1 protein-coding gene is annotated in these 13,611 nt (G+C 69.4%); it reads left to right on the top strand.

The annotated features are described in order from the left end of the window. On the top strand, positions 1–13,611 hold a 13,611-nt coding region (locus A5711_RS27945), incomplete at both ends, for an amino acid adenylation domain-containing protein (protein ID WP_369829948.1).

Here is a 13,611-nt window from a genome sequence, read left to right as displayed (position 1 = left end):
CTCGCGGCTGGTTGCGGCCGGTGCCGCCGGGGTGGTGGGGGAGTTGTATGTGGCCGGGGCCGGGGTGGCCGCCGGCTATATGAGCCGGGCCGGGTTGACCGGGTCGCGGTTTGTGGCGTGCCCCTTCGGGGCGCCCGGTGACCGGATGTATCGGACCGGGGATTTGGTGTGTTGGGGCGCTGATGGGCAGCTGCGCTATTTGGGCCGTGCCGATGAGCAGGTCAAGATCCGCGGCTATCGGATCGAACTCGGTGAGATCCAGGCCGCGTTAAGCACGCTGGACGGGGTGGGGCAGGCGGTGGTGATCGCCCGGGAGGACCGCCCCGGGGATAAGCGGCTGGTCGGTTACATCACCGGCGCCGCCGACCCGGCCCAGGTGCGCGCCCAGCTGAGCGAGCGGTTGCCGGCGTTCATGGTGCCCGCGGCGATCGTGGGTCTGGCGGCGTTGCCGTTGACCGCTAACGGCAAGCTGGACACCCGCGCGTTACCGGCACCCGAATACGCCACCGGCGAATACCGCGCCCCGCAAAACCCAACCGAAGAAATCCTGGCCACCATCTACGCCGAAGTCCTCGGCGTCGACCGCGTCGGCACCGACGACTCCTTCTTCGAACTCGGCGGCGACAGCATCCTGGCGCTGCAGGTGGTTTCGCGAGCGCGGGCGGCCGGCTTGACGTGCCGGCCCAGGGACGTCTTCGTCGAACAGACGGTTGCCCGCCTGGCCGGCGTTGTCGGCGCAATCGACGGTGAGGACGGCGCGGTCGACGAGGGCCTCGGCCCGGTCCTCGCCACCCCGATCATGCGGTGGCTGCAGGACGTGAACGGCCCCATCAGTCAGTTCAACCAGACGATGGTGCTGCAGGCGCCCGCTGGAGTGACCGAGGCCGACGTGGTGCCCGTTTTGCAGGCGCTGCTGGACCGGCACGCCATGCTGCGGCTGCGCGTCGAGGGCGACGGACGGTCGTTGTGGGTGCCCGAGCCGGGCTCGGTGAACGCGGCAGGCTGCCTCCGAGCCGTGGATGCGTTGTCCGATGAGGCACTGGTGCAGGCGCGGTCGCGGCTCGACCCCGCCACCGGGGCCATGCTGAGCGCGCTCTGGCTCGGTCCCACCCGTCAGCTGGCGTTGATCATCCACCATCTGGCCATCGACGGGGTGTCTTGGCGAATCCTGTTGGAAGACTTGAACATCGCCTGGGCGCAGCACCGAGGCGGTCAGCCGGTGGCGCTGCCGGCGGGTGGCACGTCGTTCGCCCGATGGGCAACGCTACTCGGCGAGCATGCGCACCGCCCGGAAGTCATCGAGACGGCCGATGCCTGGGCGCGAATCGCAGCGACACCGTCTTCGCTGCCGGCGGTACGGCCCGACGCCGACACCTATGCCACCGCCGGGCACTTGTCGGCGTCCCTGGATGTCGAGACCACTCGCACGCTGCTCGGTGCGGCGCCCGCGGCGTTTCACGCTGGCGTGCAAGACATTTTGTTGATCGCGTTCTCGTTGGCATGGTCGGAGTTCTTGAGCGATGCCGCGGGCCCGATCGGCATCGACGTCGAAGGCCACGGCCGCCACGAGGAACTCGCGCCCGATGTGGACCTGTCGCGTACGGTCGGCTGGTTCACCACCAAATACCCGGTGTCACTAACGGCCGGTGGGCTGGACTGGTCCCAGGTGCTGGCCGGCGACCCGGCGCTCGGGGCGGTGATCAAAGAAGTCAAGGAACAGCTCCGCGCGGTGCCGCACCCGCCGACGTACGGCGTGCTGCGCTACCTGAATGGTGACGTGGAGCTGGACGGTCGTGACCCGACGATCGGGTTCAACTACCTCGGTCGCCTGGTCGGCGGGCCCGAGCTGTCCGACGAGTTGTGGCGGCTGCACCCGGAGAGCCTGTCCCTGACCGCTGCCGCTGCGGCGGTCCCAATGCCGTTGGCGCACACCGTAGAACTCAACGCCGGCACCGTCGACACCGACGCCGGGCCGCAGCTGCACGCCGACTGGGCCTGGGCGCCGTCGGCCCTCGACGAAGCGCAGATCTCCCGGCTGAGCCAACTGTGGTTCGACGCCTTGTCCGGCGTCTGCGCGCACGTGCGCGCCGGTGGCGGCGGGCTGACGCCGTCGGACATCGCGCCCGCGCGGCTGAGCCAGCCGCAGATCGACGAGCTGCACCGGCGGTACGAACCCGCCGACATTCTGCCGCTGACCCCGCTGCAGCAGGGTCTGCTGTTCCATTCCAGCACCGCGCAGGGCAGCGACGACATGTACGCGGTGCAGCTGGATTTCACGCTCACCGGCCCCCTCGACCCCGACCGCCTGCACGATGCGGTGCGCACGGTGATCAACCGGCATCCACACCTGGCGGCGCGGTTCTACGAGCGCTTCGACGAGCCGGTGCAGATCATTCCGGCCAACCCGGTGGTGGCCTGGCGCTACGTCGAGCTCGATACCGAGGAGCAGATCGAGCGGCTGTGCGCCGACGAGCGCGCCGCGGTCTGCGACCTGGCCGACCAGCCGCCCTTCCGGGTGGCGTTGGTGCGCACCGGGATCGACCGGCACCGGCTGGTGCTGACCAACCACCACATCGTGCTCGACGGCTGGTCGCTGCCGATCCTGCTGCGCGAAGTCTTCACCAGCTACTACGGGGAGCCGCTCGCCGCGGCCGCGCCCTACCGCAGCTTCGTCACCTGGCTGGCCGATCGGGACCTCGAAGCCGCCCGCGCCGCCTGGGCCCAGGTGCTCGCCGACTTCGAAACGCCCACATTGATCGGCCCGAAGGACCGATTGGGACAAGGGCGGCGCGGATCGGAATCCTTCCGCGTTGCCGAGGAAACCACCCAGGCCCTCACCGAACTCGCGCGCTCGTGCCAGACCACCGTCAGCACCGTCCTGCAGGGCGCGTGGGCGTTGCTGCTGACGTCGCTGACCGGCCAGCACGACGTCGTCTTCGGCACCCCCCGGTCTCGCGTGGGCCAGCTCGAAGTGGCCGGCGCCGAATCGATGGTCGGACTGCTGATCAACACGGTGCCCGTGCGCGCCAACATCACCCCGACGACCACCACCGCGGACCTGCTGCGGCAGTTGCAGGACACCAACAACGACACGCTCGAGCATCAACACCTGGCGCTCAGCGACATTCATCGCCTCACCGGCCACGAGCAGCTCTTCGACACCCTGTTCGTCTACGAGAACTATCCGATCGGCGACGGCATGGAATTGGGCCCCGACGGGCTGGCCATCGCCGAGTTCACCAACCGTGAGTACAACCACTACCCGTTGACGATGGAGGCCCTCCCGGGCCGCGAGCTCGGCCTCCACGTCGAATTCGACACCGACGTGTTCGACGCCGCGAGCGTCGAGGCGCTGGTCGAACGGTTCCAGCGGGTGTTGGTGGCGATGACCTCCGATCCCGTCCGCCGCCTGTCGTCCGTGGAGCTGCTCGACGGCGGCGAGCGCGACCTGGTGCTGTCGCAGTTGTCCGGCGCGGGTGTCGCCGCGCCGGTGGGGGTGGCGCCGGAGTTGTTGTCGGCGGCGGTGGCGGCCGACCCCAACGCGGTCGCGGTCGTCGACGGTGACCGGCGGCTGTCGTACGGCGAGCTCGACGAGTGGTCAACCCGCTTGGCGCGCAAGCTGATCGACGCGGGCGTGGGGCCGGAGCGCGCGGTCGGTGTGGCGATGGATCGCCGGGTCGAATTGGTGGTCGCCTTCTGGGCGGCGGTCAAGGCCGGCGGCGTGCATGCACCAGTGGATCTGGACCATCCGGTCGAGCGGGTCGCCGCCGTGCTGGACGCCGCGGACGCGGCCTGCGTCTTGACCTGCGACACGGACGAAGTTGCCGGGGCGGGCGCGCGGCCCGTGCTGCGCATCGACGGCCTTGATCTGTCCGGGCAGTCCGCCGCGCCGATCACCGACGCCGAGCGATTGGCGCCGCTGACCGCGCACGACACCGCGTACGTTATCTTCACGTCCGGGTCGACCGGCGTCCCGAAAGGGGTGGTGCTGAGCCACGCGGGGCTGCTGGGATGGGCTGCCGCGCAACGTGAGTCGTCCGGACTGGATGCCGGCACGCGGGTGCTGATGGTCGCCTCGCCGACCTTCGACGCGTCGGTCGGCGAGATGTTGCTGGCGGCGGCGCCCGGGGCGGCACTGGTGGTGGCCCCGCCACAGGTGTACGCCGGCGAGCCACTGACCGCCCTGCTGCAGAGTCAGCGCGTCAACGCGGCGTTCCTGACCCCGACGGTGTTGTCGTCGCTGGATCCCGCCCGCCTGAACGAATTTGACAAGCTGATGATCGGCGGCGAGGCGTTCCCCGCGGAGCTGGCGGCCGCCTGGGCGCCCGGCCGGCGCATGTTCAACGTCTACGGCCCGACCGAAACCACCATCTGGATCACCACTGCGCCGCTGTCGGCCGAGGGCCCGATCCGCATCGGCACCCCCGTCCCGGGTGTGTGCGCCATGGTGCTCGACGCCTGGCTGAACCCGGCGCCGATCGGCGTCGTGGGCGAGCTGTACGTGAGCGGGCCGGCGCTGGCGCACGGCTACATGGGCCGGGTCGACCTGACCGCGGAACGATTCGTAGCCAACCCATTTGGCGGCGCCGGCGAGCGCATGTATCGCACCGGTGACCTGGTGCGCTGGACCCGCGACGGACTCTTGGACTTCGTCGGTCGCGCCGACGCCCAGATCAAACTGCGGGGCCAGCGCATCGAACTGGGCGAAATCGAAAACACCTTGCTGGCCTGCCCGCACGTCACTCAGGCCGCCGTCACGGTGCACGACACCGGCACCGGATCCCATCTCGTCGCCTACGTCACCCTCGATCACAACACCAGCGCCGACCACGACGCGGAAAACGTCGAGGAGTGGCAACACCTGTACGACGAGTTGTACGGCCCCGATGCCGGGTCGGACTTCGGCATGGACTTCCGCGGCTGGAACAGCAGCTACACCGGCGACCCCATCCCGCTCGAGGAGATGATCGAGTGGCGTGGCGCCACGGTGGATCGGATCATGGCTTTGCGGCCGCGGCGCGTGCTCGAGATCGGCGTCGGCTCGGGATTGCTGCTGTCACAGATCGCCCCGCAGTGCGATCAGTATGTCGCCACCGACTTCTCGCCGGTGGCGATCCAAAACCTGGCCCGCTCACTGGAGCAGTCGCAGTTCGGATGGCGCGACCGCGTCGAGCTGCTGACCCAGCCCGCCCACGTCACGGACCGACTGCCACGGGCGCACTTCGACACCATCATTCTCAACTCGGTCGTCCAGTATTTCCCGAACGCGGGATATCTGGCCGAGGTGATCGACAACGCGATGGAGCTGCTGGCCCCCGGCGGCGCGATGTTCATCGGTGACGTGCGTAACCACACCCTGCAGCCCGCGTTCCAGACCGGAATCGCGCTGGCGCGCAGGGGCGCCGACGCCACCGACGCCTCCGACATCCGGCAGCGCGTTCGCCACGCCATGCTCGGTGAGACCGAATTACTCTTGGCTCCGGAGTTTTTCACCACCTGGGCCGTCAACAGCCCATCGGCGGGCGGGCTCGACATCCAAGTCAAACGCGGATTCTCCGACAACGAGCTGAACCGGTACCGCTACGACGTCGCCATTCACAAAGCGCCCGCACGCGTGCGCTCGGTGGCCACCGCGCCCACGTGGTCGTGGGAAGAGTGCGCGGGCCTGGACGGGCTGCGCGGCGAATTGGCGGCGCTACGTCCCGCCGTCGTCCGTATCACTGAGATCCCCCAGGCCGGGGTGATCGCCGACGTCCGCGTCGAAACCGCCCTCGCCGCCGGTCTACCCGTGGCCGACGCGCTCACCGAAGCCGGCTCCGACACCGGCACCGGCGCCGCCGTCGCCGAAGAACTGCATCGCCTCGGTGACTCCACCGGTTATCGCGTCGCGGTGACCTGGGGAACCCAACTGGGCACGCTCAGCGCGGTTTTCGTCGACGCCACCGACCAGCCCGCCGAACCCCTGATCGACACCTACCTACCCGCGGCCGGGACCCGGCAGCGCACGAGCCTCGCCAACGACCCCCGCACCAACACCAAGATCGGCGAGGTCCGCGAGCGGCTGAACGCGTGGCTGCCCGAGTACATGGTGCCGACGCACATCGTGGCGCTCGAGGAGTTCCCGCTGACCGCCTCGGGCAAGCTCGACCGAAAAGCCCTGCCCGCACCGGATTACCAGGACGTGGATCGCTACCGCGCGCCGGCCACCGCCGTCGAAGAGATCCTCGTCGGAATCTACGGCCAGGTACTCGGGCTGGAGCGCGTCGGCGTCGACGACTCGTTCTTCGACCTGGGTGGGGATTCGCTGTCGGCGATGCGCCTGATCGCCGCGGTCAACACCAGCCTGAACGCGGACCTCGGGGTGCGGGCCGTCTTCGACGCGCCCACCGTCGCCGAGCTGGTGCTCCTGATCGGTGATGAAGCCGGCCGGCCGGAGCCGCTGGTGGCGGGGGAGCGCCCGAAGGTGATCCCGCTGTCGTTCGCCCAGAGCCGACTGTGGTTCATCGACCAGTTCCAAGGCCCCTCACCGATTTACAACGTCACCGTCGCATTGAAGCTGCGCGGTCACCTGGACGCCGACGCGCTTGGTGCCGCCCTGGCCGACGTCGTGGCCCGCCACGAAAGCCTGCGCACGGTGTTCGCCGCCACCGACGGCGTCCCGCAGCAGGTGGTGGTTCCCGGCGAGCGGATCGGCTTTGCCTGCGACGTCGTCGATGCCCGCGGGTGGCCGGAAGACCGGCTGCGTGAGCGCATGGCGGCGGCGGCCCGGTACACCTTTGACCTGGCGAACGAAAGCCCCTTGCACACCGAGCTTTTCAACGTCAGCGACGACACCCACATGCTGGTGGTCGCGGTACACCACATCGCCGCCGACGGCTGGTCGATCACCCCATTCGCGCGGGACCTCGGGGTGGCATACGCCAGTCGGTGCGCGGGGCATGCTCCCGACTGGGCGCCGCTGGCCGTGCAGTATGTCGACTACACGCTATGGCAGCGCGCGCATCTCGGAGACGTGGACGATAGCGACAGCCGCATCGCGGCCCAGCTGAACTTCTGGGCGGAGGTCCTGGCCGGGCTGCCCGAACGCCTGCAACTGCCCACCGATCGGCCCTACCCGCAGGTCGCCGACCACCGCGGCGCCCGCCTGGCGGTGGACTGGCCGGCGGAACTGCAGCACCAGGTTCGCCGGGTAGCCCGCGAACACAACGCGACCAGCTTCATGGTGATTCAGGCCGCGTTCGCCGCGCTGCTCGCCAAGATCGGCGCCGGCGACGATGTGGCAGTGGGCTTCCCGATCGCCGGGCGATCGGAGCCCGCGCTCGACGAGCTGATCGGGTTCTTCGTCAATACTTTGGTGCTGCGGGTCGACGTGGCCGGAAACCCGACGTTCGCGGAGCTGCTCGCTCAGGTGCGACGGCGCAGCCTGGCCGCTTTCGAGCACCAGGACGTGCCGTTCGAACTGCTGGTGGAGCGGCTCAATCCCACCAGGAGCCTCACGCATCATCCGCTGATTCAGGTGCTGCTGGGCTGGGAGAACTTCCCCGGAGAGGTCGCCGCCCCCGCGAGCGGGCTGGCCTTGGGTGATCTGCAGGTCACGCCAATGCCGGTGCACACCAACACCGCTCGCATGGATCTGACGTTCTCCCTGGCCGAACGCTGGACCGAGTCCGGGGAGCGCGCGGGCATCGCCGTGACGGCGGAGTACCGCACCGACATCTTCGAGGGCAAGACCGTCGAGGGTTTGATCGAGCGGTTGCAGCGGCTGCTGACGGCGGTCACCGCCGAGCCGGAGCGCCGCTTGTCGTCGGTGGACCTGCTCGATGCGGGCGAGCACGCCCGGCTTCAGGAGTGGGGCAACACGGGAGTGCTGGCCCGGCCGGTGAAGCCCACGTCGGTTCCGGCGTTGTTCGCCGCGCAGGCGGCCCGCACGCCCGATGCGGTGGCGCTGGTCTGCGAGGACCGGTCCATGACGTACCGGGAGCTGGACGAGGCGGCAAACCGGTTGGCGCACCTGCTGAGGCGCCACGGCGCCCGCCCGGGTGAGCGTGTCGCGCTGTTGTTTTCGCGTTCGGCCGAGGCGATCGTGGCGATACTGGCAGCGCTCAAATCCGGGGCGGCCTACCTGCCGATCGACCCGGCGCTGCCGGCGGCCCGGATGGAGTTCATGCTCACCGACGCCGCGCCGATCGCCGCGCTCACCACCGCGGAGCTGGCCGACCGGCTGGACGGGTTCGACCTCACGGTCATCGATGTTCATGACCCCACCGTCGCCGACCAACCGACCACGGCCCCGCCGGCGCCTGCCCCCCACGACCTCGCCCACATCATCTACACGTCCGGCACCACCGGCGTGCCCAAAGGCGTTGCGGTAACGCAAAACAACGTGGCCCAGCTGTTCGACTCGCTGCAGATCGGCATCGAGTTCTCGCCGGAGCAGGTGTGGACGCAGTTCCACTCCTACGCCTTCGACTTCTCGGTGTGGGAGATCTGGGGCGCGCTGCTGCACGGCGGGCGGCTGGTGGTGGTGCCCGAGTCGGTGGCGCGCTCACCGGAGGAATTCCACGCCCTACTGGTCGGCGAGCGCGTCACCGTGCTCACCCAGACCCCGTCCGCGGTCGGAATGCTTTCGACCGAAGGCTTGGATGCGACCGCGCTCGTGATCGGCGCCGAGCCGTGCCCGCCCGAGCTGGTGGATCGCTGGGCGCCGGGCCGGGTGATGGTAAACGTCTACGGCCCAACCGAAACCACCATGTGGGCGTGCAAGAGCACGCCGCTGCACGCGGGATCGGGATTCCCGCCGATCGGCTCCCCGGTCACGCGGGCCGCCTTCTTCGTGCTGGACGAGTGGCTGCGGCCGGTGCCGGCCGGCGTGGTCGGCGAGCTGTACCTGGCCGGCGACGGCGTCGGCGTCGGATACTGGCGCCGGGCCGCCTTGACCGCATCGCGCTTCATGGCCTGCCCGTTCGGCGCGCCCGGCAGCCGCATGTACCGCACCGGCGACCTGGTGTGTTGGGGCCCCGACGGGCAACTGCGTTACCTGGGCCGCGCCGACGAGCAGGTCAAGGTCCGCGGCTACCGTATCGAACTCGGCGAAATCCAGGCGGCGCTAAGCGCTTTGCCCGGCGTGGAGCAGGCGGTGGTGGTCGCCCGCGAGGACCGCCCCGGCGATAAGCGCCTGGTGGGTTACGTCACCGGAACGGTGGACGTGGCCAAGGCCCGCTCCGCGCTGGCCGAGCGACTGCCCGCATACATGGTCCCGGCGGCGGTCGTCGTGCTGCCGGCGCTGCCCATGACAGTCAACGGCAAGCTCGACACCCGCGCCCTACCTGCGCCGGATTACCGCGACGTCGACAGCTATCGCGCGCCGACCACCGCGGTCGAAGAGATCCTGGCCGGCATCTACGCCGACGTGCTCGGCGTGGAGCGCGTCGGAGTCGACGATTCGTTCTTCGATCTCGGCGGCGATTCACTGTCCACGATGCGGCTCATCTCGGCGATCAACTCCTCCCTGGAGACCGATCTACCGGTGCGCGTCGTGTTCGAGGCGCCGACGGTCGCGCAGTTGGCGCCCCGCATCGACGAGGGCGCGGGACGGCTGCAACCGCTGGTGGCCGTCGAGCGCCCGGCGGTGATCCCGTTGTCGTTCGCCCAGAGCCGGTTGTGGTTCATCCAGCAGCTGCAGGGGCCGTCGCCCATCTACAACATGGCCGCCGCGTTGCGGCTGGGCGGCCGACTCGACACCGACGCGCTGTCTGCGGCCCTGGGCGACGTGGTGCGCCGCCACGAGAGCCTGCGCACGCTCTTCCCCGCCCACAAGGGAACACCCCAGCAACTGGTGGTCCCCGCCGAGCAGGTCGATTTCGGCTGGGACGTCGTCGATGCCACCGGCTTCTCGGCCGGTGAACTGGACGCGGCCATCGAAGCGACGACGCGCTACACCTTCGACCTGGCCGCCGAAACCCCGCTGCGCGCCAAGCTTTTCGCACTCGACGAGCACGAACACCTGCTGGTGATCGTGGTGCACCACATCGCCGCGGACGGCTTGTCGCTCACGCCGCTCGCCACGGATCTCAGCGTGGCGTACACCAGCCGCGCCGCAGGACGCGCGCCCGCCTGGGCCGACCTGCCGGTGCAGTACGTCGACTACACGTTGTGGCAACGCGCGCAATTCGGTGAGCTCGACGACAGCGACAGCGCCATCGCGGCCCAGCTGTCCTACTGGCAGGACGCCTTGGCGGGCATGCCGGAGCGGTTGGAGCTGCCGACCGACCGGCCCTACCCGCCCGTCGCCGATCAGCGCGGCTCGAGCGTCGTCGTGGACTGGCCGGCGGAGCTGCAACACCAGGTCCGCCGGGTGGCCCGCGAACACAACGCGACCACCTTCATGGTGGTGCAGGCAGCGCTGGCGGTGTTGCTCTCGAAAATAACTGCCAGTTCGGATGTTTCGGTCGGCTTCCCGATCGCCGGGCGTCGCGACCGCGCGCTCGACCAGCTCGTCGGCTTCTTCGTCAACACGTTGGTGCTGCGTGTCGATCTGGCCGGTGACCCCAGCTTCACCGACCTGTTGGCACGGGTTCAGGCGCGCAGCCTGGAAGCCTTTGAGCACCAGGACGTGCCGTTCGAGCTACTAGTGGAGCGGCTCAACCCGACCCGGAGCCTGACCCATCACCCGCTGGTGCAGGTGATGTTGGCCTGGCAGAACTTCGCCGGCCACGACGATCCGGCCGCCGGGCTGGCGCTGGGTGACCTCGAGGTCACCTCCGTGCCCGTCGACACCGATTCGGCCCGAATGGATTTGGTGTTCTCCCTGGCCGAACGCTGGAACGAGAGCGGCGAGGGCGCCGGAATCGGTGGACGCGTCGAATTCCGCACCGACGTTTTCGACGCCGAGACCATCGAGGCGCTGATCGCGCGGCTTCAGCGGGTGTTGGCCGCCATGACCGCCGCGCCCGCCCGACGGTTGTCCTCGGTGGATGTGCTTGATGAGGCCGAGCGTGCCCGGTTGAAAGTGTTTGGAAATACGGCGGTTTTGACGGGCCCGGTGGATGCGCCGGCATCGGTGCCGGAGTTGTTCGCCGCGCAGGTGTCCGGCGCGCCGGACGCGGTGGCGCTGGTGTGCGAGGGCGTATCGGTGACCTACCGCGAGCTGGACGAGGCGTCGAACCGGTTGGCGCACCTGTTGGTGGCACAGGGTGCGGGTCCGGGCAGGATTGTTGCGCTGCTGTTTTCGCGTTCGGCCGAGGCGGTCGCGGCGATGCTGGCGGTGCTCAAGACCGGGGCGGCCTACCTGCCGATCGACCCTTCTTCGCCGGATACCCGGATCGAATTCATGCTCGGTGACGCCACGCCGGTCGTCGCGGTGAGCACCGCTGATCTGGCCGGGCGGTTCGAGGGCCGCGGCGTTCCCGTCATCGACGTCAACGATCCGCTCCTGGACAGCATGCCCGCGACGGGCCTGCCGCTGCCGGGACGGGACGGCGTGGCCTACGTGATCTACACCTCGGGGACCACGGGTGCGCCCAAAGGTGTTGCGGTGACGCATCGTAACGTCGCCCAGTTGCTCGGCTCGCTGGATGCCGGCCTGCCGGCGCCGGGGGTGTGGTCGCATGCGCATTCGCTGGCGTTCGACGTGTCGGTGTGGGAGATCTTCGCCCCGCTGCTGCGCGGCGGGCGACTGGTCGTGGTGCCCGAGTCGGTAGCGCGTTCACCGCAGGATTTGCACGCGGTGTTGGTCGCCGAGGGTGTGACCGTCTTGACGCAGACCCCGTCGGCGGTGGCGATGCTGGATCCGGCCGGTTTGGACGAGGTGGCGTTGGTGATGGCCGGTGAGGCCTGCCCGCCTGAGGTGGTGGATCGCTGGGCGCCGGGGCGGGTGATGGTCAACGCCTATGGGCCGACCGAGACCACGATGTGCGTGGCGATCAGCGCCCCGCTTGAGGCCGGGTCGGGAGTGCCCCCGATCGGGTCCCCGGTGCCCGGGGCGGCGCTGTTCGTGCTTGACGAGTCGTTGCGGCCGGTGCCAGCGGGTGTGGTCGGGGAGCTGTATGTGGCCGGATCGGGGGTGGCCGCGGGATATCTCGGTCGGCCCGGGCTGACCGCGTCCCGGTTTGTGGCCTGCCCGTTCGGCGCGGCCGGAATGCGGATGTATCGCACCGGCGATTTGGTGCGCTGGAACAGCGACGGGCAGCTGCGGTACTTGGGCCGAGCCGATGAGCAGGTCAAGATCCGCGGTTACCGCATCGAGCTGGGTGAAATCCAAGCCGCATTAAGCGCTTTGGATGGGGTGGGGCAGGCGGTGGTAATCGCCCGTGAGGACCGCCCCGGGGATAAGCGGCTGGTCGGTTACGTCACCGGGACCGCCGATCCGGCGCAGCTCAAGACCGCGCTCGGGCAGCGGTTGCCGGCGTTCATGGTGCCCGCGGCCATCGTGGGCCTGGACGCATTGCCGTTGACCGCCAACGGCAAGCTGGACACCCGCGCGCTACCGGCACCGGAATACCACGCCGGTGCCTACCGCGCCCCGACTGACCCGACCGAGGAAATCCTGGCCACCATCTACGCCGAGACCCTCGGCGTCGACCGCGTCGGCATCGACGACTCGTTCTTCGAACTCGGCGGCGACAGCATCTCGGCGATGGGCCTGATTTCCGCGATCAACAGCCAGCTGAACGTCGGCCTCCCGGTGCGAGTCGTGTTCGAGGCGCCCACTGTCGCCCAGCTGGCACGGCGAATCGGTGAGGGCACGAGCGGGCTCGAGCCGTTGGTGGCCGCCGAGCGACCCGCCGTGGTGCCGTTGTCCTTCGCGCAGAACCGCTTGTGGTTCCTCGACCAATTGCAAGGCCCTTCACCGGTTTACAACATGGCGGCGGCGCTGCGGCTGAGCGGGCCGCTGGACGCCGGGGCACTGGGGGCGGCGCTGGGCGACGTGGTGGCCCGCCACGAGAGCCTGCGCACCCTGATCGCCGCGCCCGAGGGAATGCCCCAGCAGCTCGTGACCCCCGTCGAACGGGCCGACTTCGGATGGGAGATCGTCGACGCCAGCGGCTGGTCCGCCGGCCAGCTCGACGAGGCCATCGGCGACACCGCTCGCTACACCTTCGACCTGGCAGCCGAAATCCCCTTGCGCGCGGAGCTTTTCCGCGTCTCCGAGGATGAGCACATTTTGGTGGCCGTGGTCCACCACATCGCCGCCGACGGGATGTCGATCACCCCGCTGGTGCGCGACCTGGGCATGGCCTATGCCAGCCGGTGTGCCGGGGATGCCCCGGGCTGGGCGCCGCTGGCGGTGCAGTACATCGATTACACGCTCTGGCAGCGCGCCCAGTTGGGTGACCTCGACGACGACGAAAGTCCCATCGCAGCGCAGCTGGCCTACTGGGAAGAGGCCCTGGCCGGGATGCCCGACCGGGTGCCGCTGCCCACCGATCGGCCCTACCCGCTGGTGGCCGATCAGCGCGGGGCCACCGTCGAAATCGATTGGCCCACCGAGCTTCAGCAACGTGTCGGCGAGGTGGCCCGCAAGCACAACGCGACGAGCTTCATGGTGGTGCAGGCCGCCCTGGCGGTGCTGCTGGCCAAGCTGAGCGCGAGTAGCGATGTGGCGGTGGGCTT

Origin of the sequence: Mycobacterium sp. E2238 (assembly GCF_001672665.1) — a bacterium.
Taxonomy (GTDB): domain Bacteria; phylum Actinomycetota; class Actinomycetes; order Mycobacteriales; family Mycobacteriaceae; genus Mycobacterium.
The sequence above is the reverse complement of the archived record's forward strand: the minus strand, read 5'-3'. Positions and strand labels throughout refer to the sequence as shown.